At 67.1% G+C, this 21448-nt stretch carries 17 protein-coding genes and 1 tRNA gene; 11 read left to right on the plus strand and 7 right to left on the minus strand.

All coding sequences use genetic code 11. From position 1 onward, the window contains the following. Window positions 1–128: 128 nt before the first annotated feature. Complete coding sequence (locus AC3FOF_RS02340; RefSeq protein ID WP_017227638.1) at window positions 129–827, minus strand: TerC family protein; 699 nt, start codon at window positions 825–827, stop codon at window positions 129–131. Window positions 828–1440: 613 nt separating this feature from the next. Between AC3FOF_RS02340 and egtD the strand changes: the two genes are divergently transcribed. Next, on the plus strand, window positions 1441–2532 hold the full coding sequence (egtD, locus tag AC3FOF_RS02345; RefSeq protein ID WP_488725654.1) for an L-histidine N(alpha)-methyltransferase: 1092 nt from the start codon (window positions 1441–1443) through the stop codon (window positions 2530–2532). A gap of 133 nt (window positions 2533–2665) precedes the next feature. Further along, complete coding sequence (locus AC3FOF_RS02350) at window positions 2666–3925, plus strand: SUMF1/EgtB/PvdO family nonheme iron enzyme (RefSeq protein WP_276264315.1); 1260 nt, start codon at window positions 2666–2668, stop codon at window positions 3923–3925. Between the two features lie 104 nt (window positions 3926–4029). Here the strand turns inward: AC3FOF_RS02350 and AC3FOF_RS02355 are convergent, their stop codons facing one another. Next, complete coding sequence (locus AC3FOF_RS02355) at window positions 4030–5991, minus strand: DEAD/DEAH box helicase (protein ID WP_276264314.1); 1962 nt, start codon at window positions 5989–5991, stop codon at window positions 4030–4032. Between the two features lie 980 nt (window positions 5992–6971). Between AC3FOF_RS02355 and AC3FOF_RS02360 the strand changes: the two genes are divergently transcribed. Both AC3FOF_RS02360 and AC3FOF_RS02365 read left to right on the plus strand, forming a co-directional pair. Continuing rightward, a complete protein-coding gene (locus tag AC3FOF_RS02360) occupies window positions 6972–7367 on the plus strand; it encodes a YXWGXW repeat-containing protein (protein ID WP_488725655.1) in 396 nt (131 codons plus the stop codon). Between the two features lie 176 nt (window positions 7368–7543). Continuing rightward, window positions 7544–7618 (plus strand) — tRNA-Arg (locus tag AC3FOF_RS02365). Window positions 7619–7841: 223 nt separating this feature from the next. On the opposite strand, the gene AC3FOF_RS02370 is transcribed toward AC3FOF_RS02365, so the two are convergent. Beyond that, a complete protein-coding gene (locus AC3FOF_RS02370; protein ID WP_017229192.1) occupies window positions 7842–8174 on the minus strand; it encodes a DMT family transporter in 333 nt (110 codons plus the stop codon). A gap of 334 nt (window positions 8175–8508) precedes the next feature. Between AC3FOF_RS02370 and AC3FOF_RS02375 the strand changes: the two genes are divergently transcribed. Then, window positions 8509–9006 carry a hypothetical protein gene (locus AC3FOF_RS02375; RefSeq protein WP_488725656.1) on the plus strand — a complete coding sequence of 166 codons (498 nt, stop codon included), beginning with the start codon at window positions 8509–8511 and terminating at the stop codon, window positions 9004–9006. A gap of 9 nt (window positions 9007–9015) precedes the next feature. Here the strand turns inward: AC3FOF_RS02375 and AC3FOF_RS02380 are convergent, their stop codons facing one another. Beyond that, window positions 9016–10206, minus strand: coding sequence for a benzoate/H(+) symporter BenE family transporter (locus AC3FOF_RS02380; RefSeq protein ID WP_276264312.1), 1191 nt, complete (start codon window positions 10204–10206; stop codon window positions 9016–9018). A 496-nt stretch (window positions 10207–10702) separates the two neighbouring features. Here AC3FOF_RS02380 and AC3FOF_RS02385 point away from each other — a divergent pair, with 496 nt between their 5' ends. Then, window positions 10703–12622: an ATP-binding cassette domain-containing protein gene (locus AC3FOF_RS02385; RefSeq protein WP_488725657.1), complete on the plus strand. Its 1920-nt coding sequence runs from the start codon at window positions 10703–10705 to the stop codon at window positions 12620–12622. A gap of 305 nt (window positions 12623–12927) precedes the next feature. Here the strand turns inward: AC3FOF_RS02385 and AC3FOF_RS02390 are convergent, their stop codons facing one another. Continuing rightward, window positions 12928–13068 carry a hypothetical protein gene (locus AC3FOF_RS02390; RefSeq protein WP_276264310.1) on the minus strand — a complete coding sequence of 47 codons (141 nt, stop codon included), beginning with the start codon at window positions 13066–13068 and terminating at the stop codon, window positions 12928–12930. Beyond that, window positions 13065–14312: an MFS transporter gene (locus tag AC3FOF_RS02395; protein WP_017229187.1), complete on the minus strand. Its 1248-nt coding sequence runs from the start codon at window positions 14310–14312 to the stop codon at window positions 13065–13067. Before AC3FOF_RS02395 ends, AC3FOF_RS02390 begins: the two co-directional genes overlap by 4 nt. Before the next feature lie 302 nt (window positions 14313–14614). Here AC3FOF_RS02395 and AC3FOF_RS02400 point away from each other — a divergent pair, with 302 nt between their 5' ends. From AC3FOF_RS02400 to AC3FOF_RS02420, 5 genes are all read left to right on the plus strand, one after another. Further along, complete coding sequence (locus AC3FOF_RS02400; RefSeq protein ID WP_017229186.1) at window positions 14615–16606, plus strand: DNA topoisomerase IV subunit B; 1992 nt, start codon at window positions 14615–14617, stop codon at window positions 16604–16606. A gap of 46 nt (window positions 16607–16652) precedes the next feature. After that, a complete protein-coding gene (locus AC3FOF_RS02405) occupies window positions 16653–17438 on the plus strand; it encodes a lytic transglycosylase domain-containing protein (RefSeq protein ID WP_017229185.1) in 786 nt (261 codons plus the stop codon). A gap of 75 nt (window positions 17439–17513) precedes the next feature. Then, window positions 17514–19865: a DNA topoisomerase IV subunit A gene (gene parC, locus AC3FOF_RS02410; protein ID WP_488725658.1), complete on the plus strand. Its 2352-nt coding sequence runs from the start codon at window positions 17514–17516 to the stop codon at window positions 19863–19865. A gap of 109 nt (window positions 19866–19974) precedes the next feature. Further along, the gene (locus AC3FOF_RS02415; protein WP_017229183.1) at window positions 19975–20643 is read left to right on the plus strand and encodes a chromate transporter; all 669 of its coding nucleotides are present in this window, start codon (window positions 19975–19977) and stop codon (window positions 20641–20643) included. Continuing rightward, a complete protein-coding gene (locus tag AC3FOF_RS02420; protein WP_488725659.1) occupies window positions 20640–21170 on the plus strand; it encodes a chromate transporter in 531 nt (176 codons plus the stop codon). Before AC3FOF_RS02415 ends, AC3FOF_RS02420 begins: the two co-directional genes overlap by 4 nt. Before the next feature lie 10 nt (window positions 21171–21180). Here the strand turns inward: AC3FOF_RS02420 and AC3FOF_RS02425 are convergent, their stop codons facing one another. After that, window positions 21181–21363 carry a hypothetical protein gene (locus AC3FOF_RS02425; protein ID WP_488725660.1) on the minus strand — a complete coding sequence of 61 codons (183 nt, stop codon included), beginning with the start codon at window positions 21361–21363 and terminating at the stop codon, window positions 21181–21183. Window positions 21364–21448: the final 85 nt, after the last annotated feature.

Here is a 21448-nt window from a genome sequence, read left to right on the forward strand (position 1 = left end):
CAACCTGCGCATGGATATGCAGGTTGCTGAAGAGTCAGCATTTTATCGCAAAGCAAAACGGGCCGCCTCGCGGCAGCCCGTTTCATGCTCCAGTCATCTGTCGCTTCAGATGCCGGCGCCGTCCGGCGTTACTGCGCGGCCGTCTCCGGAGCGCGGCGCTTCTGCGCCAGGTAGCCGCCGCCCAGCACGCCACCGATGATCAGCACGAACAGGCCGTAGTAAGCCAGGGCGTTGGCGTCGAAGAACGGCTTCACCAGAGGCTCGCTGACGATCATCTTGACCGCGGTGAAGGCCAGCACGCCGGCGCCCGCGAAGATGATCGAGGGAAAGCGCGACATCAGCTTGAGCACCAGGCTCGAGCCCCACACCACGATGGGGATGCTGATCAGCAGGCCCAGCACCACCAGCAGGAAGCTGCCATGCGCCGCGCCGGCCACCGCCAGCACGTTGTCCACGCCCATCACCGCGTCGGCGATGATGATGGTCTTCATTGCGCCAACCAGCGTGGTCGCGCCCGCGCCGTGTTCGTCGCCATCGCCGTCGTCGGAGAGCAGCTTGTAGGCGATCCACACCAGCGCCGCGCCGCCGATCAGCAGCAGGCCGGGGATCTTGAGCAGCCACACCACGCCGACCGTCATGGCCGAGCGCACCACGACCGCACCGACGGTACCCCAGACGATGGCCTTTTTCTGCAGATGGGGAGGCAGGTTGCGCGCCGCCAGCGCGATCACGATGGCGTTGTCGCCGGCCAGCACCAGGTCAATGACGACGATGGACAGCAGCGCCGTCAGGAACTGCATCGTGAACAGATCGGTAAACCATTCCATAAAATCTCCTCGAAACAACGATAGCCAAAAGCCGTGCGCAAGCACCGGGTTGCCTGGAGACATGTTGTTCGGGAGCGATGGGGGCGCCTTTGCAAACCATGAAACCAGGTTGCAAAGGTCTTGCTCGACCGCCGATGCTGCATTGGCGCGGTCAGCACAACCGGAGACTGTCAGTCTCGGAATGACGATTGTGCTAAGGGCTGGGCCCCGGAGCTACTCCCCTTTGAGGGGCGATCCGTCCGGGACAAGCCCGAAGTGGATACGCTGAGGCGGATTATAAGCGAAGCCATAGCTTTTGTGCTGCCACCAGGTATCGGGCAGGCATCAGACAAAGGTGAGCTATGGTGCTCTTGGAGACTTGCCTGCGTGCGGGGTCGCCCGCCTGATGTGCGGTCTGTGGCGCTTATGCCAAGCGAGGGGGGATGCCTCACCGGCGGGTCTGGTGCATTGCGGCAAGCACACTCCGCGCTCGCCATCTATCCTGAGAAGACCGGCTTCAGGCTGATGCGCCCCAGACGTCACCGGAGGCATATCCCGCGCCGGCCCCGCGCATGCATGAGGTGCGGGCACCTGGGGGTTTTATGCATCGCCCATCGACCATCAAGGAAACGTCATGCCGGCCGTCCCGACCCCGCTGCACCCGCGTCACGATCCTTCCCACGCCAAGCACAATGGCACCCCAACCCTGAAATCCAATGGCAGCCAGGCCGGTGCCGTCCTCGCCGCGAACGGACATGCGTTGCCCAAACCGGTGCCCAGGCTCGATTTCATCCAGCAGTACCACGAGGACAGCGGCGCCTTGCGCGGGGAGATCACCCGCGGCCTGCTGGCCAGCGCCGCCAGCATCAGTCCCAAATTCTTCTACGACGTGCTCGGTTCCCGCCTGTTCGAGGCCATTACCGACCTGCCCGAGTATTACCCCACGCGTACGGAGGCCGCGGTGTTTGCCGCTTTCGCGCCGGCCATGGCTGCGCGGGCCGGCAGTGGCTGCGTGCTGATCGATCTCGGCGCGGGCAATTGCCAGAAGGCCGCGCGGCTGTTTGGCAGCCTGCAGCCGGCGCAATACGTGGCGCTCGACATCTCGGTGGAGTTCCTGCGCGGTACGCTGTTCTGCCTGCAGCAGCAGCACCCGCAGATTCCCATGCTCGGCCTTGGCGCCGATCTGTGCGCGCCGCTCGATCTCCCGCCGGAAGTACGGCACGGGCGCCGCCTGTTCTTCTATCCGGGCTCAAGCATCGGGAACTTCGCGCCGGCCCAGGCGCAGGCCCTGCTGCAGCGCCTGCGCGCGGCGGCGGTCCGGGGCGATGGCGTGCTGGTCGGCGTGGACCTGGTCAAGGACGAACGTGCACTGGTGGCGGCCTATGACGATGCGCTGGGCGTGACCGCCGCCTTCAACCGCAATGTCCTGCGCAACCTGAACCGCATCGTCGGCAGTGATTTCCGGCTTGAGGACTGGCGCCATGCGGCCCGTTTCGATACGGCGGGTTCGCGCATCCAGATGCATCTGCAGGCCGAGCGGGATGTCACCGTGCGCTGGCCGGAGGGCCAGCGCGAATTCTGCGCGGGCGAGCAGATCCATACCGAGGACTCCTATAAATATCGCCCGGAGGCATTCGCTGCCCTGCTGGAGGCTGCAGGCTTCGACGATCCGGTCTGGTGGACGGATCCGCGCGGCTGGTTTGCGGTGTTCCACGCCCGGGCCTGACGGCCGGCGGGGCCAAGGCGGGGCTGGTGTCATAATGCCCGCATCCCTCCGGTGCGGGTGCGGCGCCTCGCGCACACTGCCCGCCGGAGGCCGTGTCACCGCGGGCGACCCCCATTCACCGGCAGGGATTTCGATGAGCGGCTTTTCCATGCTTCCGGACCTTCACTTCAATGGCGGCAAGACCGTCTGGGCCGATGCCCGGCGGCTGCCGCGCGAGGGCCTTGCGCAGGCGCTGGTGGAGGCGCGCAACCGCACCCTGGCGTGGCTGGCCGCCTTTGGCCAGACCCGGCGCGGGTGGGAAGTGCCAGGCCAGGACTTTGCCGATCCGCCCTTATGGACGCTGGGCCATGTGGCCTGGCATGCCGAGTGGTGGTGCCTGCGCGAGGTGCGCGCGCTGGAGCGGGATGGCTTGCTGCTGCAGGTACCCGGGGTGCCTTCGCTGCTGGCCGGCGCGGACGAATGGTTCGACCCCGGACGCATCGGCCGCGACGCCCGCTGGGAGGCAGCGCTGCCGGACGTGGCGGTGGTCAAGCGCTACGCCGCCGACGTGCTCGACGCCACCTTGCGCCGCCTGGCGGTGCAGCCGGACGATGGCGATGCCACGCTCTATGCCTGGCGCCGTGCGCTGTTTCACGAGGACCGCCAGGGCGAAGCCGTCGCCGCGCTGCTGCAGGCGCTCGGCATCGCACCCGTGGAACCGGCCGAGGCGCTGCCTTCGGTGTCGGTGCCGCATGGCGGCACCCTGCAGTTTCCCGGCGGGCGCTTCGTGCAGGGCTGGAGCGCGCCGGACGGCTTTGCGCTGCCCGATGAACTGCCGCCGCAGCCCACCTATGTGCCCGCTTTCGAGATGGATGCCGCGCCGGTCACCAATGCGCAGTTCCTGGAGTTCGTCGAGGATGGCGGCTATGAGCGTGCCGCATGGTGGACGGCGGCAGGCCGCCAGTGGCTGATGATGCAGGACCGCTCGGCGCCGCGATACTGGGCGCGCCACCCGGATTCGCGGGCCTGGATGGCGCTGCGTTTTGGCAGTCTTCGCACGCTCAATCCGGACGAGGCGGTACGCCACGTCAGCCTGTTCGAGGCCCAGGCGTGGTGCGCCTGGGCGGGCCGGCGGCTGCCCATGGAAAGCGAGTGGGAGCTGGCGGCGGTGCAGGATCGCGGCGGTTTGCGCTGGGGCATGGTGCGGGAATGGACGGCCACGCCTTACGAGCCGTATGCAGGTTTTGCCGCGAGTCCTGCCGATGCGGAGTTCGTGGACTGCTTCGCCACGCACCAGGCCGTGCGCGGCGCGTCGTTCGCCAGCGCGGCGCGGCAGCGCCATGCGCGCGCCCGGCTGGCGTTGCTGCCCGAAGACGATTTCGCGTTCGTCGGCTTTCGCAGTTGTCCCATGTAGCAGCGCGCCGGCAGGCACCAAAGAAAAAAGCACCCGAGGGTGCTTTTTTCTTTGGGCTGACGATGGATCGCCGCGAGCGCGGCGAGTCCATTCAGGCGCGGCGATTAACGCTCGAAACGCGAGCGGCCACCGCCGTTGCCATTGCGTGCGCCGCCGAAGCCGCCGCGGTTGCCGTCGCCGAAGCTGCGGGGAGCGCCGTCACGGTTGCCGTCGCGGTTACCGAAGCTGCGGCCTTCGCCGCCACGGTAGCCACCATTGCCGCCGTTGCCGGCGGCACCGCCACCGAAGCCGGCGCCGCGATTGCCGTCGCCGTAGCTGCGCGGAGCCGCGCCGTCACGGTTGCCGAAGCCGCGGTTGTCGCCGCCGCGGTAGCCGCCGCCTTCGTTGCCGAAGCTGCGTTGGCCGCCGGTTGCGCCCTGGCCGCGATAGCCGGTGCTGTTGCCGTTGGCATTGCCGAAGCCGCCGCGGTCACCGAAACCACGGTTGCCGTCGCGATCGCCGAACGGGCGGTCGCCCGAGGGGCGCGCAGCGCCGTCACGGTTGCCGAAGCCGCGGCTTTCGCCGCCGCCGAACTTGCGGTCGCCGAAGCTGCGGTTGTCACCGCCGCGATAGCCGCCGCCATTGCTGTTGCCACGGTAGCCGCCGCGGTCGCCGCCCGGCTTGCCGCCGAAGCCGGAACGCGGCTTGGGCGAACGGCGCGGTTCCAGTCCTTCGATCACCGAAGCGTCGACGCGGTTGTTGGTGAAGCGCTCGATGCGCTTCCACTGGAACATGTCGCCGTGGTTCACCAGGTTGATGGCGACACCCGAGCGGCCGGCACGGCCGGTACGGCCGATACGGTGGACGTAGTCTTCGGCTTGCTTGGGCAGGTCGAAGTTGACCACGTGGGTGATGTCCGGCACGTCGATGCCGCGCGCGGCCACGTCGGTTGCCACCAGGATGCGCAGGTTGCCGCGGCGCAGCGAGGTCAGGGTGCGGTTACGCGCGCCCTGGGTCATGTCGCCGTGCAGCGCGCCGGCCGCGAAGCCGGTGTCGGACAGGCGCTCGGCCAGCGAGTCGGCATCGCGCTTGGTGGCGGTGAAGACGATGGCTTGCTTGAGCGTGGTGTCGCGCAGCAGGTGGTCGAGCAGCTTTTCCTTGTGCGACATGTCGTCGGTGAAGTGCAGGCGCTGTTCGATATTGCTCTGGTCGGCGCGGGTCGCGGCGATCTCGATGCGTTGCGGGTCGCGCAGCTGGCGCGAAGCCAGCTGGGCGATGCGGCCGTCCAGCGTGGCCGAGAACATCAGCGTCTGGCGGGTGGCCGGGGTGGCGGCAACGATGGCGTCGATGTCGTCGGCGAAGCCCATGTCGAGCATACGGTCGGCTTCGTCGAACACCAGCATGTCCAGCGCGGACAGGTCGATACGGCCGGCTTCGACGTGGTCGAGCAGGCGGCCGGGCGTTGCCACCAGGATGTCAGGCATCTTGGACAGCGCGGCCAGCTGCTTCGGGTAAGGCATGCCGCCCAGGATGCTGGCGCAGACGATGCGGCGCAGGTGGCGGCCATACTTGGCGGTGGCTTCGGTCACCTGCAGGGCCAATTCGCGCGTCGGGGTCAGCACCAGCAGCGCGGGCTGCGCCGGCGACGGGCGGGGGCGCTTGCCCTTCATGCGCTTGACCGGTTCGTCCGAGCGCGGGCGATTCGGGGCAGCTTTCTCGCTGATGCGCTGGATGGCCGGCAGGATGAAGGCGCCGGTCTTGCCCGAGCCGGTCTGGCTCGAGACCAGCAGGTCGCGGCCAGCCAGGAAGGCGGGGATCGCCTGGGCCTGCACCGGGGTCGGCGTGGTGTAGTTCAGTTCGACGAGGGCGCGCAGGATGGCTTCCTCGAGGCCAAGCTTGGCAAAGCCGTTTTCAGCGTCGACGGCGGCGGCTGCGGGCGCTACTGCGGCTTCCGGGCTGAGCATGGCGTCGAGCTTGTCGAGCGGGCTGGGTTCCTGGATAGCGGGCGTGGCGATGGCGGCGGCTTCGGTCGATGCGTCGGCGGCGGAGGCAAAATCTTGCTCCGCACGAATGTCGTGCTGGGTCATGTCGTGATTTTCTTTAAATGCATGGCACCCCATGCCGAACTAGCGAACAGGGGCGGGCGCAGTGCAAAGTCTTAAAAAGGCTTCGGCGCCAATCGGTGAGGCCGTTACGACAGACACAGCTGACAGTACGGCGGCAGGCAGGGCGACACCGGGCACAAGGCCGGGCGCGCGGTCCCTGGCAGGCAAACAGCTCTATAGAGCCATTCAACAGGATCGGAGACGAGGCAACGTCGGTGAGATATGCGTTCTGTCGGGTATCACCACTTGGCCTTGATTCAACAACTTGAGGCAGGCCAGCCGGCGGGACCGGGGAGCAGAGCTTGAGAGCGGGGGCGGTATCGCCTGCCGGACGGAACCGGTAGACGTGTTGCACAACTCACAGTGCGAACTCACGGCGCGAATTATAGCAGAAACAAAAGTAAGTTTGTTGCACTGCGATAGGAATTCCTAAATTGGCTGGCAATGCCTTGTCATGCGATTCAGCGGGCACTTTCGGCGTGTCCTGGCTGGTCCGCGTCGTCTCGCATTGCACGTTGCATCCCCGGGATGCCTGCCTATACTGAAGCCGTCGGGCACACCGTAGCCCGGCAAGGTGGTGGACCCTGGAACACCCGCTGACCTTCCACGGCGCTTTGCTTTAAGCGCCGCTAGCCGCCGGTGTCGCGGCAGTCGGTGCCATTGCCAGTGATCCTTCGACCCTTTGGTTAGTCCGAAACGGTCGTCCGCGTCATGGGCGGAATCATGGGAATCCTGCTTGCACGACAGTTTGCCGGGATAGCGCGGCCTTGACCTGGAAGGTCCGGACCCGTCCGCAGCCAGCCCGCCAGTTCACTGGCGGGCTTTTCCTATGTGGCTTCGCCGCTCCTTGCTGCCGCGCGCTTTTCGGCGTGCAAGTAATCTATTGATACCTTTGCTAACAGCTTGCCGCGCCAGGTCGCGCTATTCTCGCCCGGAATGAATCCGGTTGAGGAGCAGACGATATGAGGAAAGTCCTTTTGTGCGCGGTGGCCGCGGCGGGTTTGGCGGGCGGGCTTGGTGCCGCGCCCTGTGCGCTCGCCCAGGTATCTGTCAATGTGTCCATCGGTGTCCCGCCACCGGCCCCGGTTTATGAGGTCGTGCCCGTCGCCCGCCCGGGCTATGTCTGGGCGCCCGGCTATTGGGATTGGGACGATCGCGGCCACAAGCACAAGTGGAAGAAAGGCCGGTGGGAGCGCGCGCGTGCGGGTTACGTCTACGAGGCACCGCGCTGGATACACGCACGCGATGGCTGGATGCTGCAGCCCGAGCGCTGGGAAGGGCGTGGCGATGGCCGCCCGGGGCGGGGCTACAAGGGCTATCACTGCCCGCCGGGGCACGCCAAGAAGGGGGAGTGCTGATCGGCAGGGCGCCGGCCTGGCATGATGGAACGGAAGGAAGGAGCGGGGGCTGAACCATGCGGCGCTCTCGCGTTCCTTTGACGATGAGGATTTTGATATACTCCGGGCCTGCTCCCGGATCCGCGCCGCCAAGGCGCGTTGATGCACGCTCTGATGCATCTTCGGGGGTCTATCCGCTCGCCGTAGTTCAATGGATAGAACACGCGCCTCCTAAGCGTGAAATGCAGGTTCGATTCCTGCCGGCGGGACCAGTTCTCCCTTGTTCATTCTCCGCAGTTCCTCAAAGCCACCCGTCCACCAGAGGCCGGCTGTGCGCGACGGACGGTCAGGACGACCGGATTGCCGGCAATCGCACCGATGTCATTGCCGCGCTCGTCGAAGGAGACCACCGGATTCGGCGATCAGGCTCTCGGGATCTTCCGCATGTTCGATGTTTCATTGCAAAGTGCGCCATCGAAGGCGGCATCGGCATGCTCAATGCGCGCCGGTCTTCGAAAACAGCTGGATCACCGCCACGCCCGCAACGATCAGTCCGATTCCCAGCCAGGCGGCCAGGTCGGGTATCTGGCGATAGAGCACGCTGGCGATCAAGGTGACCAGCACGATGCCCGCGCCGGACCAGATGGCGTAGGTGATGCCCACCGGCACGGTTTTCATCACTTGTATCAGCAGGAAAAAAGCGCCCGCATAGCCGGTCACCACCAATACGCTGGGGATCAGCCGGGTAAAGCTCTCGGATGCCTTGAGGCTGCTGGTGGCAATGACTTCGGCCACGATGGCGAGGGCCAGGAGCATGTAGCTGTTCATCGATGAATCCATCCTTCTCGTTGGCTGTCGCCGGGGCCGCATTTTCCCACATGCGCCGGGATAGGCCTGGCCGCAAGCGGGGACGGGCGGGTTACGGATGCCGGCCCCTGGGTCCGTCGGTGTACAGTACAAGGCACGAGAGTCTGGTCGCGTCCATAAACTATCCCCTCTTTCGGGTGGTTTCGTTCATTGGGCATGCCGTCTTCAATCGAAGAGGTTGCAGTTTGCGGTGCCGGCGATCAGCCTGATCGCATGCAGTGGTCGCGTAGTCCCGACCAGTTGGCGGTTGTGATAAAGCCAGCAGCGGGGGAGTCAGGTTCTGAAGGGGAGCGCCATGAAAGGCGAGGATGAGGTTCGCACCGTCTGGCCGCAGATGGATGGCCAGGCGGCGGGGCAGCAGGGGGTCTGGCAGAACACGATTGCAGCGGCGGACGTGGCACTGGAAGAAGCTTCGCGCATTCAGCGCGGCGTGCAGCACAACCTGAAACTGCAGCAGGAGGTGAGGGCCCTGCGCGAGGAGTTGCGCAAGGCACATGCCGAACTGGATCGGTATCGCGGCATGCATGCCCGGGTCGTGGTGGGCATGCGGCAGCTGGAGGACGATAACGCCGGCGAGATGAGCCGCTTGCGCGCCGAGAGCGAAATGCTGATGGTGCGCCACCGGGTCTACAAGCTGCTCTCGGAGCATTACGCCCTGGCGGCGCTGCGTTTCGACGCCGCCACCTTTGCCGAGCACCGCGACCGAGTGCTGCAGCACATCCTGTTCCAGCGGCGCAAGGGCACGCCGCTTTCCGGCATCGGCGCACAGGACATTGCCTTCCTGTTGCTGTAGCCCTGCTTTTCACCCCGCTTTCGGGGCGGTGCGCGGGCGCAATACCAGCAGCGCCAGCATGCCGCCCACCACGCCCCAGAAGGCCGAGCCGACACCGGCCAGCGTCATGCCGGAAGCCGTGATCATGAACGTCAGCAGGGCCGACTCGCGCTCGGCCGGCGTTTGCATGGCCGTGGTCAGGCCGCCGGCGATCGAGCCGAGCAGGGCGAAGGCCGCCACCGCCACCACCAGCGCCTTGGGGAAGGCCGCGAACAGCGCGGCGATGCTTGCCGCCAGCACGCCTGCCACAAGGTAGCCCAGTCCGCACACCACGGCGGCGGTATAGCGCCGGTTGCGGTCCGGATCGCTTTGCGCACCAGTGCAGATGGCCGCCGTGATCGCTGCCAGGTTGATGCCGTGCGAGCCGAACGGCGCGAGCAGGACCGAGGCGATGCCGGTCACGGTGATCAGCGGCGAGGCCGCCACGTGGTAGCCGTCGGCGCGCAGCACGGCCAGCCCGGGAATGTTCTGCGACGCCAGCGCAACGATGAACAGCGGCACCGCGATGCTGACCAAGGCCTGCAAGGAAAAGGCCGGCGTGGTCCAGACCGGCGCCGCCAGCGCGAAGTGAAACGACTCGAAGTGCAATTGCCCGAGCGCACCCGCCAGCACCACGCCCACCAGCAGCACGCCCGGCACCGCGTAGCGCGGCCACCAGCGCTTGCCCACCAGGTAGAGCGCAAACATCGGCAGCAGTAGCAGGGTTTGCTGCTGGGCCTGCACGAAAACGTCGATGCTGATGCGGAACAGGATGCCGGCCAGCAGGGCCGAGGCAATGCTGGCCGGCAGCGCGCGCATCAGCTTGTCGAACCAGCCGGTCAGGCCCGCCGCCGTCATCAGCGCCGCCGCCATCACGAAGGCCCCGATCGCTTCCGGGTAGGGCACGCCGGGCAGGCTGGCGATCAGCAGGGCGGCGCCCGGGGTGGACCACGCAATGACGATGGGCGCGCGCGTCAGCAGGGACAGCCCGATGGTGGTCACGCCCATGCCGATGGACAGCGCCCAGATCCACGAGGCGACCTGCGCGTCCGACAGGTGCGCCGCCTGGCCCGCCTGGATCATCAGCACCAGCGAACTGGTGTAGCCGGTCAGCATGGCGATCAGGCCGGCGACCAGGGCGGAGACGGAGAGGTCGGTCAGTTTCAGGGGGGCGTTGGACATGGGAGGGACTTGGCGTCACGCGGGGAAAGCGGCTGGGACGCCATCTTCGCATGACTTGCCCCGCCGCTCCACGGCGGCGCGAGGGACGACAATATCCATTGCGGGGCCAGGACGGGATTGCAGGGGAGACGCCTCCCGAGGCATGCGCGATGGCAAGCAGTTGTCCGGTGCCGCGTTGACGGGGCTTTCCCTTACGGACTTGTCCGACTACAGCCGCGCAAGGCGCATTGCTATGCTTCGGCTGTGCCTTGCGAGCAGGGCACCGAGGAGAGACTCTTGGGCCCGCGCGAGCGCGGGCCCTTATTTTTTTCGGCCGCCGCAGCCGGCGGCTGCCGGCGCCTGCGGGCGAGGGCCGGCGGCGGTGGTCTACAATGCCGGCTACCTGGCGTCCCGCCGCCTGGCCGTATCCACCGCCGGCGGCCAGCCCGCGGATGCAAGCCGCGGGAATCGCCACCTTCGCTCCCACCCTTTCGCTGCCTCCTTTCGTACTGCTCCCATGGCCCTGTTTTCGATTTCCGACGCCCAGCTCGCCTTCGGGCATGTGGCCCTGCTCGACCATGCCGACTTCTCCCTGGAAGGCGGCGAGCGCGTCGGCCTGATTGGCCGCAATGGCTCCGGCAAGTCGTCGCTGCTCAAGATCGTGGCCGGCCTTGCCGCGCCGGACGACGGCCTGATCGCACGCCAGAACGGCGTCACCTCGGCCTATGTGCCGCAGGAGCCGCAGTTCGAGCCCGGCCAGACCGTGTTCGATGCGGTCTCCCAGGGCCTGGGCAAGGTCCACGATCTGCTGGTGGCCTACGAAGCGGCGCTGGCGGCGCTGGACGACAGCCACGACGAGGCCGCGCTGGCCGAGTTGCACCGCCTGCAGTCCGAAGTCGACGCCGCCGGCGCATGGGGCTTGCGCACGCGGGTCGAGACCACGCTGGCGCAGTTGAGCCTGAGCGCCGATGTGCGCGTGGACTCGCTGTCCGGCGGCATGCAAAAGCGCGTGGCGCTGGCGCAGGCCCTGGTGGCCGAGCCCGATATCCTGCTGCTGGACGAGCCCACCAACCACCTGGACGTCGAAGCCATCCGCTGGCTCGAAGACCTGCTGCTGGCGTTCCGGGGCAGCGTGCTGCTGATCACCCACGATCGCGCCTTCCTTGACCGCGTGGCGACCCGCATCGTCGAGCTGGACCGCGGCCGGCTGGTTTCCTTCCCCGGCAACTTTGCCGCCTACCAGACGCGCAAGGCCGAGCAACTGGCCGCCGAGCAGGTCGAGCAGGCCAAGTTCGACAAGCTGCTGGCCCAGGAAGAAGTCTGGATCCGCAAGGGCGTGGAAGCGCGCCGCACGCGCAGCGTGGCCCGCATCCAGCGCCTGGTGACGATGCGCAATGAACGCGCGTCGCGCCGCGACGTGCAGGGCAACGTCAAGCTGGAAGTGTCGCAAGGCGAGCGCTCCGGCAAGATCGTCGCCGAGCTCACCGATGTCAGCAAGGCCTTCGCCGGCAAGGTGGTGGTGGGCGATTTCACCGGCACCATCATGCGCGGCGACAAGGTCGGCCTGATCGGCTCCAACGGCGCGGGCAAGACCACGCTGCTGCGCCTGATCCTGGGCGAGCTGGAGCCGGACGCCGGCACGGTCAAGAACGGCAGCAATATGCAGGTGGCGTACTTCGACCAGATGCGCACCCAGCTGGATCTCGAGCGCTCGCTGGCCGACACCATCAGCCCGGGCAGCGACTGGGTCGAGATCAATGGCCAGCGCAAGCACGTCATGAGCTACCTGGGCGACTTCCTGTTCGCGCCCGAACGCGCGCGTTCGCCGGTCAAGTCCTTGTCCGGCGGCGAGCGCAACCGGCTGCTGCTGGCGCGCCTGTTCGCCCGGCCGGCCAATGTGCTGGTGCTGGACGAGCCCACCAACGACCTCGACATCGATACGCTGGAACTGCTGGAGGAACTGCTGCAGGACTACAGCGGTACCGTGTTCCTGGTCTCCCACGACCGGGCCTTCCTGGACAACGTGGTGACCTCGACCATCGCCGCCGAAGGCGATGGCCGCTGGCGCGAATACGTGGGCGGCTACTCCGACTGGCAAGTCCAGTCGGCACGCAGCGCGGCCATGCAGGACGCGCGCGGCGGCGAGCGCAAGGGCGCGGAAACGCCGAAACCGCGCGAAACGCGCGGGCCCAGCCGCGTGGTCAAGCTGTCTTACAAGGAACAGCGCGAACTCGACGGGCTGCCCGAGCGCATTGCCTCGCTGGAAAACGAGCAGAAGACCGTGAGCGCGCAGCTTGCGGACGGCTCGCTGTACGCCAGCGACCCGGGCAAGGCCGCGGAACTGGCAACCCGCCACGACGAGATCGAACTGGAACTGCTGGGGGCGCTGGAGCGCTGGGAAGTGCTGGAAGCGAAGACGAAGGGCGAAGCGCAATAGGAGTCCGCTAGCGCCGTGCGCGGAACGCGTCAACTTTGTGTGGGGCGTCCGGGGGAGACCGCGAAGCGCTGGACGAAGCTGCCAGGATGCGCCCGTGCCGCACGAAGTGCCCGGCGGTTGTCACTCCCTCTTCCCTCATGGGAGGAGGGGTGGCGAGCGGGGTGGACTAGCCAGGAGCCACAGAATCCGAAGCCAGCGGTTTTATCCAGTTCGGTGGGGTATGACGCACTAGCCACTTCCGCGAGCCCCCCGCTTGCGGGAGAGGGGCGCACACCTCAGCGAGTGCTACGCCCTGCCCGAGATCCTCACCCGCACCAGGCCAGCACCATATTCGTCAGGTCCACCACGAAGGCCGGCCGCAAGTAAGCCATGAAGGCCAGCGCCAGCACGCCGCCCAGCGCGGCAAAGCCGGCGGCCCGCACGACAATACTGCTCCCTGTGCTCATGCCGCGGCCACCTGCGGGCGCGCAATCGCGTGCTCGCGTATCGGCAGATTGACCAGCGTGGCCACCACGCCCAGCCCGATCGCAATCATCCAGACAGTGTTGTAGGTACCGGTGCGGTCATACAGGAATCCACCCAGCCACGCCCCCAGGAAGCTGCCGATCTGGTGCGAGAAGAACACCACGCCCGACAGCATCGACAGGTACCGCACGCCGAACACCTGCGCGATGATGCCGTTGGTGAGCGGCACCGTGGACAGCCACAGGAAGCCCATCATGGCGGCGAAGATCCAGGTGCTGGCTGCCGTGAGCGGCAGCAGCAGGTAGGCGGCGATCACCACGGAGCGGGTGATATAGATCATCGACAGCAGATAGCGCTTGGGCATGCGCTGGCCAAGCGCGCCCGCGGTGTAGGTGCCGAACACATTGAACAGGCCGATCAGCGCCAGCGCCACCGTCGCCACCTTGGGATCGGTCAGGCCGCGGTCCTTGAGATAGGGCGCCAGGTGCACGCCGATAAACACCACCTGGAAGCCGCACACGAAGTAGCCCAGCGTCAGCAGCTGGAAGTTGCGGTTGCCGAAGGCCTCGCGCACGGCCTGGCCGATGGTCTGCTGGAAGCCGGCCACGTGCGCGTCGGCCTGCGGCTCGCGCAGCCTGAAGGCCAGAGGCAGCATCAGGCAGGCCATCACCGCCAGCACGAACAGCGCGTTCTGCCAGCCGGCGGTGGAGATCAGCGTCTGCTCGACCGGGATCATCAGGAATTGCCCGAAGGAGCCCGCGGCCGCGGCGATGCCCATGGCCCAGACGCGCTTCTCGGCGCTGGCCACCCGCCCGATCACGCCGTACACCACGCTGTAGGTGGTGCCGGATTGCGCGATGCCGATCAGGATGCCGGCGCCGGAGGCGAAGGCGGTGCCCGAGCTGGCCATGGCCATCACCAGCAGCCCGCCCACATAGAGCGCGATCCCGACCAGCATGATGCGGAACGCGCCGAACTTGTCGGCCAGGGCGCCGGTGAACGGCTGGGTCACGCCCCACATCAGGTTCTGCAGCGCCAGCGCGAAAGCGAAGGTCTCGCGGGTCCAGCCGTGCGCCTGCGTGATCGGCAGGTTGAACAGGCCAAAGCCGTGGCGGATGCCCATCGATAGTGTGACCAACAGGCCACCGCAGACGAGGACGGCGGTGAGGGAGAGTTGTTTTTTCCGTATGGCGCCTTGCGCGCCGTTCTGTATGTCGTTGTGCATTGTCTTCTGCATTCCTGGCTCGGTGTGCGTACCGCTATTTCTAGTTTTCTCCGTGGTCTGGCCCCTCAGGGCCCGCCCCGGTGCGAGCGAGTGTACTCCGCATCCGCCAGGTGCGTGGTGAGGCCCTCCCGCCTGACCGGTTCGCATTAAAGTGCTTCATGATGTACTTTTAAGCGAATGACGAATGGCAGCAAGACGGCTACGCGCTTCCATTACAATGCAGGCTGCCCGGCCAGCCTGGGCTAGCGTGCGGCAACCGCCCCCGCCAGGCTGGCCGAGAATCCCACTAAGCAAGCGACTCCATGGCGAGCAAAACCAGTCAGTACAGCGAATCTTCCATCCGGGTCCTCAAGGGCCTGGAGCCGGTCAAGCAACGACCCGGCATGTACACCCGTACCGACAACCCCCTGCACATCGTGCAGGAGGTGATCGACAACGCTTCCGACGAAGCCCTCGGCGGCCATGGCTCCGAGATCATGGTCACCCTCCATCGCGACGGCAGCGTCAGCGTGGAGGACGATGGCCGCGGCATCCCGGTCGGCATCCATCCCGAGGAGCAGGTCCCGGTGGTGGAGATCGTCTTCACCCGCCTGCACGCGGGCGGCAAGTTCGACAAGGGCAAGGGCGGCGCCTATGCCTTCTCCGGCGGCCTGCACGGCGTGGGTGTTTCCGTCACCAATGCACTGTCGACCCAGCTCGACGTGACCGTATGGCGCGACGGCAGCTGCTCCACCCTGACCTTCTCGGGCGGCGACGTCACCGTGCCGCTGGCCACGCGCAAGCTTGAGCGCAGCGAGAAGAAAAGCGGCACCCGGGTGCAGGTGTGGCCGGATGCGAAATACTTCGATTCCGCCACCATTCCGATGGCCGAGCTGCAGCGGCTGCTGCGCAGCAAGGCCGTGCTGCTGCCCGGCGTCAAGGTCACGCTGCTGCATGAGAAGAATGGCGAGCGCCAGACCTGGCAGTACGACCAGGGCCTCAAGGGCTACCTGGTGGAAGCCCTGGCGCAGGGCAGCGGCGCCGAACTCGTGGTGCCGATGTTCGAGGGCGAGCACTTCGCCGACCCCGACGCCAACCTGGCGGAAGAGGGCTTCGCCGAGGGCGAGGGCGCTTCCTGGGTGGTGGCCTGGACCGAGGACGGCGCGCCGGTGCGCGAATCCTACGTCAACCTGATCCCCACGCCGGCCGGCGGCACGCATGAGTCCGGCCTGCGCGAAGGGCTGTTCCAGGCGGTCAAGAGCTTTATCGAGATGCACGCGCTGCAGCCCAAGGGCGTCAAGCTGATGAGCGAAGACGTCTTCGCGCGCGCTTCCTTCGTGCTCTCGGCCAAGGTACTGGACCCGCAATTCCAGGGGCAGATCAAGGAACGCCTGAACAGCCGCGACGCGGTGAAGCTGGTGTCCACCTTCAGCCGTCCCGCGCTGGAGCTGTGGCTGAACCATCATGTCGAGTACGGCAAGAAGCTGGCTGAGCTGGTGATCCGCCAGGCGCAGGCGCGCACGCGCGCCGCGCAGAAGGTGGAAAAGAAGAAGGGCTCGGGCGTGGCCGTGCTGCCGGGCAAGCTGACCGACTGCGAATCCACCGACGTCACCCGCAACGAACTGTTCCTGGTCGAGGGCGACTCCGCCGGCGGCTCGGCCAAGATGGGCCGCGACAAGGAGTTCCAGGCCATCCTGCCGCTGCGCGGCAAGGTGCTCAATACCTGGGAGACCGAGCGCGACCGGCTGTTCGCCAACAACGAGGTACACGATATCGCGGTGGCGATCGGTGTGGATCCGCACGGTCCCGGCGACGAGCCCGACCTGTCCAACCTGCGCTATGGAAAGATCTGTATCTTGTCCGACGCTGACGTGGACGGCGCGCACATCCAGGTGCTATTACTGACTCTGTTCTTCCGCCATTTCCCCAAGCTGATCGACAACGGCAACGTGTGCGTGGCGCGCCCGCCGCTTTACCGGGTGGATGCGCCGGCGCGCGGCAAGAAGCCGGCCCAGAAGCTCTACGCGCTGGACGACGGCGAGCTGGTGGCGATCCAGGACAAGCTGATGAAGGACGGCATCAAGGAAGGCGGCTGGCAGATTTCCCGCTTCAAGGGCCTGGGCGAGATGAATGCCGAGCAGTTGTGGGAAACCACCATGAACCCGGATACGCGCCGCCTGTTGCCTGTGGCGCTGGGCAGCTTCGACCTGCCCCAGACCGTGGGCGTGATGAATATGCTGATGGGCAAGGGCGAGGCCGCGCAGCGGCGCACCTGGCTCGAAGAGCGTGGCAACGAGGTGGTGGCCGACATCTGATCGGCAACCCTTTGACCGGCACAACGCGAACGCGAGGAGAGCCCCGATGACAAAGACCCGATACACCAGCATCCGGCCGCGACAGTGGCTTGCCGCGGGCCTGGTGCTGGCCGGCTTGTCGTGCGTCCCGGCGGCTCACGCGGCGCTGTACGGCTACATCGACGACGACGGCGTGGCGCATTTCTCCGACGAGAAGCTGGACGACCGCTACACGCTGTTCATGAAGAACGGCGGGGAATTCAAGAGCCCGTCGCTGGGGCGCCAAAGCCAGAGCATCGGCCAGCAGATCGACCTGGAGACGCACAAGCTCTACCGCTATGTCGTCAACCATCCGAATATCGCCACGGTCGAACCCATGATCCGCCAGATCGCGCACGCGCAGAACGTCGACCCGGCCCTGGTCAAGGCGGTGATGGCGGTGGAGTCGGGCTTCAATGCCGGCGCGGTTTCGCCCAAGGGGGCGATCGGGCTGATGCAGGTGATTCCCGATACCGGCGCGCGCTTCGGCGTGAGCGCCGACGCCAAGCGCACGGTCGGGCAGAAGCTGGCCGACCCGCGCACCAATATCTCGGCCGGCGTGCGTTACCTGCGCTGGCTGATGGAGCTGTTTCCCAACAACCTCGAACTGGTGCTGGCAGCGTACAACGCCGGCGAGGGTGCGGTGCAGCGCTACAACAACAAGATTCCGCCATTCCCGGAGACCCAGCAGTATGTCAGCACGGTGCTGCAGTTCTACCGCTTCTATCGTCCGGGCGGCGCCCCCATGGGTGTCGGGGAGGGCGGAGTCAGTCGCGTCAAGATGGTGATCGGCGGCCGCCGCAACATGCCCTGATCCCGACAACGAAATCGAACAACATGCAACCGGCGCACCGGCCAATGATGCGGTGCGCCGTCTTATTGCCAATCCATGGAACAACAAGATATTCCGTTTGACCCAGGTTCGCCCGATGGCGGCGCGGACTCGCTGACCCTCGCCCACTACGCCGAGCGCGCCTATCTCGACTACGCCATCAGCGTGGTCAAGGGCCGCGCGCTGCCGGAGGTGGCCGACGGCCAGAAGCCGGTGCAGCGCCGCATCCTGTACGCCATGCACGAGATGGGCCTGCGCGCCGACGCCAAGCCGGTCAAGTCCGCGCGCGTGGTTGGCGACGTGCTCGGTAAATTCCACCCGCACGGCGACCAGTCCGCCTACGACGCGCTGGTGCGCCTGGCGCAGGACTTCTCGCTGCGCTACCCGCTGATCGACGGCCAGGGCAACTTCGGCTCGCGCGACGGCGATGGCGCCGCGGCCATGCGGTACACGGAAGCCCGGCTCACGCCGATCTCGCGCCTGCTGCTCGACGAGATCGATGAAGGCACGGTGGATTTCGTGCCCAACTACGACGGCTCGATGGAAGAGCCCAGGCTGATGCCGGCGCGGCTGCCCTTCGTGTTGCTCAACGGCGCCTCCGGCATTGCCGTGGGCATGGCCACCGAAGTGCCGCCGCACAATCTGCGCGAAGTCGCGGCCGCCACGGTGGCGATGATCCGCAACCCCAATATCACGCTGACCGAGCTGCTGGCGCTGATGCCCGGGCCGGACTATCCCGGTGGCGGCCAGATCATCTCGCCCGCATCGGACATCGCCGCGATCTACGAGAACGGCCGCGGCAGCCTGAAGGTGCGCGCGCGCTGGATCATCGAGGACATGGCGCGCGGGCAGTGGCAACTTGTCGTGACCGAGCTGCCGCCAAGCACGTCGGCGCAGAAGGTGCTGGAGGAGATCGAGGAGATCACCAACCCCAAGGTGCGCGCCGGCAAGAAGTCGCTCACGCCCGAGCAACTGCAGCTCAAGCAAGGCATGCTGGCCGTGCTCGACGCGGTACGCGACGAATCCGGCAAGGACGCGCCGGTACGGCTGGTGTTCGAGCCCAAGAGCAAGAACATCGAGCAGCAGGAATTCATCCAGACGCTGCTCGCCCATACCAGCCTGGAATCCGGCGCCTCGATCAACCTGGTGATGATCGGCACCGACGGCCGGCCGCGCCAGAAGGGCCTGGCCGAGATCCTGCGCGAGTGGATCGCCTTCCGCTTCGCCACCGTCACCCGCCGCACGCGCCATCGCCTCGGCAAGGTCGAGGACCGCATCCACATCCTGGAAGGCCGGATGCTGGTGCTGCTCAATATCGACGAGGTGATCCGCATCATCCGCGAGAGCGACGAGCCCAAGCCGGCGCTCATGCAGGCCTTCGGCCTGTCGGACCGCCAGGCCGAGGACATCCTGGAAATCCGCCTGCGCCAGCTGGCCCGCCTCGAAGCCCTGCGCATCGAGAAGGAGCTGAAGGAGCTGCGCGAAGAACAGGCCGAGCTGGACGTGCTGCTCAAGTCCGAGACCATGATGCGCCGGCGCATCATCAAGGAGATCGAGACCGACGCCAAGCAATACAGCCCGGAAGACAAGGACCCGCGCCGCACGCTGATCCAGGAAGAACGCCGCGCCGCCGCCGAGGTGCGCGTGGTGGATGAACCCGTCACCGTGGTGGTATCGCAGAAGGGCTGGGTGCGCACGCGCCAGGGCCATGGCCACGATGCGCAGCAGTTCACCTTCAAGGCGGGCGATGCCCTCTACGGCACCTTCGAGTGCCGCACGGTGGATGTGATGCTGGTGTTCGGCACCAATGGCCGCGCGTACACGGTGCCGGTGGCCAGCCTGCCCGGCGGGCGCGGCGACGGCGTGCCGGTGACCACGCTGATCGAGCTGCAGCCCGGCAGCCAGATCGCCCACACCTTTGCCGGCAGCGTCGACCAGCGCATGCTGATCGCCACGCGCGGCGGCAATGGCTTCCAGACCAAGGTCGGTGATATGGTCAGCCGCCAGAAGGGCGGCCGCGCCTACCTCACGCTGGACGAGGGCGATGCCCCGCTGGAGCCGGCGCCGATCGGCGCCGAGGCCACGCATGTGGCCTGCCTGTCGGCCAACGGCCGCCTGTTGCTGGTGGCGCTCGATGAAATCAAGTCGCTCTCGGCCGGTGGCCGCGGCGTGATCCTGATGGAACTCGAGCCCAAGGAAACGTTGCTGCAGGCGATCGCGGTGGGTGCGCCGGGCCTGGTGCTGTCCGGCGCCGGACGCGGCGGCAAGCCGAGTTCGCAGAAGCTGGCGGGCCAGAACCTGCTGCCTTATGTCGGCAAGCGCGCCCGCAAGGGCCGCGCGCTCGAGACCCGGCTCAAGGAGCCACGCATCGACCCGGTCCGGATCGATCCTCCGGCGGGCGGCAACTAAGCCTCTTCGACCCAACCTGGCCCTGCGCATTTGCGCGGGGCTTTTTTATTTGCTGATGCCGGACCGCCCGGACGTTTCCGGCCGGCAATGCCGCCTCCTGCTACCCGTGATGCCTGTTTCTCCTTCCCCCGCCGGCGACGATGCGGCCGCACCGCCCCCCACGCCGCGCCGCCTGTTCATCGAATTTGCCCGCATGGGCCTGTCCGGCTTCGGCGGCGTGCTGCCCTTCGTGCGGCGTGCCGTGGTGGAGCGCAACCGCTGGCTTGGCGACCGCGAGTTCGTCGAGTTGCTGAGCCTCGGGCAGGTGCTGCCCGGCCCCAATGTGATCAACCTCGCGTTGATGCTGGGCCTGCGCTTCGCGGGGTTGCGCGGCGCGCTGGCCGCCTTTGCCGGACTGGTGATGGTGCCGATGGTGGGCGTGTTGTCGCTGATGCTGCTGTACGAGCACTACCGCGACGTGGCGGCGGTGCAGCGCATGCTGACCGGCATGACCGCGGTGTCGGCGGGGCTGGTGCTGTCGACCGGTTTCAAGCTGGCGCAGAGCCAGCCGCGCACCGTGCGCGGGCTGATGATCGGCGGCGCGGCTTTCGCCGGCATCGGGCTGCTGCGCTGGCCGCTGGTGCCGGTGATGGCGGTGCTGGTGCCGCTGGGCCTGGCGCTCGAGTGGCGCACGGAGCAGCAGGGGCGGCGCGCGCCTGCGCCGCCCCTGCCTGCCAGTCCTTCCAGCGACGACGGCATCGATCCGGTGCCGGCGGTGACCGGGGAGCCGCGCCAATGAGTTCCCCCAACGTCCTCTCCAGCCTGCTTACGCATTTCCTGACGCTGTCCTTCCTGGCCATCGGCGGCGCCAGCACCACCATCCCCGACATGCACCGTTTCCTGGTGGAGTCGAACGCCTGGATGAGCGATGCGCAGTTTTCCGCCATGTACGCCATCTCGCAGGCCGCGCCGGGGCCGAATATCCTGTTCGTCGCCTTGTTCGGCTGGCAGGTCGCCGGGCTGGCCGGTGCCATGGTCGGCATGATTGGTATCTGCGGGCCGTCCAGCGTGATCGCGCTGGGCTTCGAGTATTTTGCGGGGCGCTCGCCGCAGGCGCGCTGGCCCGGCCTGATCCGGCGCGGCCTCACCACGCTGACCATCGGCCTGCTGTTCTCCACCGGATGGATCCTTGCCGCCAGCGTCGACCATCGCTGGAGCGCGGTGGCGGTGACGGCAGTCACCATCGTGCTGATGCTCAAGACCCGCGTGCATCCGCTGGTGCTGGTGGCGCTCGGCGCGGGCGCGGGGCTGCTGGGCCTGGTGTGAACGCGGCCCTTCAGCCCGCTTGCGCGGCAAGCTCGCGGATGCAGTGGATGAAGTAGTCGGCGGGGCGCGTGAGGATGGCGCCCTCGCGCACCATCAACGCCAGGCGCAGGTCGGGCGGGCTCTCGGGCAAGGCCAGCGCCTGCAGCTGCCTGGCCGTGAGCCTGGCCTGCAGCGAGGCCAGCGACAACGGCACCACCGCATCGGTCTCCAGCAGCAGGCTGCTGAACAGCAGGTTGGAGGTGCAGCGTGTCAGCCGCCGCGGCGGCGCCAGCCCATGG

Source organism: Cupriavidus sp. 96C5-1, assembly GCF_057798855.1.

Coding starts and splice junctions, on each gene's coding strand:
- AC3FOF_RS02375 (WP_488725656.1), top strand. CDS start 8,509: ATGAAAGGCGAGGATGAGGTTCGCACCGTCTGGCCGCAGATGGATGGC.
- AC3FOF_RS02355 (WP_276264314.1), bottom strand. CDS start 5,991: ATGACCCAGCACGACATTCGTGCGGAGCAAGATTTTGCCTCCGCCGCC.
- AC3FOF_RS02340 (WP_017227638.1), bottom strand. CDS start 827: ATGGAATGGTTTACCGATCTGTTCACGATGCAGTTCCTGACGGCGCTG.
- AC3FOF_RS02390 (WP_276264310.1), bottom strand. CDS start 13,068: ATGAGCACAGGGAGCAGTATTGTCGTGCGGGCCGCCGGCTTTGCCGCG.
- AC3FOF_RS02400 (WP_017229186.1), top strand. CDS start 14,615: ATGGCGAGCAAAACCAGTCAGTACAGCGAATCTTCCATCCGGGTCCTC.
- AC3FOF_RS02415 (WP_017229183.1), top strand. CDS start 19,975: ATGCCTGTTTCTCCTTCCCCCGCCGGCGACGATGCGGCCGCACCGCCC.
- AC3FOF_RS02370 (WP_017229192.1), bottom strand. CDS start 8,174: ATGAACAGCTACATGCTCCTGGCCCTCGCCATCGTGGCCGAAGTCATT.
- AC3FOF_RS02350 (WP_276264315.1), top strand. CDS start 2,666: ATGAGCGGCTTTTCCATGCTTCCGGACCTTCACTTCAATGGCGGCAAG.
- AC3FOF_RS02395 (WP_017229187.1), bottom strand. CDS start 14,312: ATGCACAACGACATACAGAACGGCGCGCAAGGCGCCATACGGAAAAAA.
- AC3FOF_RS02405 (WP_017229185.1), top strand. CDS start 16,653: ATGACAAAGACCCGATACACCAGCATCCGGCCGCGACAGTGGCTTGCC.
- AC3FOF_RS02420 (WP_488725659.1), top strand. CDS start 20,640: ATGAGTTCCCCCAACGTCCTCTCCAGCCTGCTTACGCATTTCCTGACG.
- AC3FOF_RS02385 (WP_488725657.1), top strand. CDS start 10,703: ATGGCCCTGTTTTCGATTTCCGACGCCCAGCTCGCCTTCGGGCATGTG.
- egtD (WP_488725654.1), top strand. CDS start 1,441: ATGCCGGCCGTCCCGACCCCGCTGCACCCGCGTCACGATCCTTCCCAC.
- AC3FOF_RS02380 (WP_276264312.1), bottom strand. CDS start 10,206: ATGTCCAACGCCCCCCTGAAACTGACCGACCTCTCCGTCTCCGCCCTG.
- parC (WP_488725658.1), top strand. CDS start 17,514: ATGGAACAACAAGATATTCCGTTTGACCCAGGTTCGCCCGATGGCGGC.
- AC3FOF_RS02360 (WP_488725655.1), top strand. CDS start 6,972: ATGAGGAAAGTCCTTTTGTGCGCGGTGGCCGCGGCGGGTTTGGCGGGC.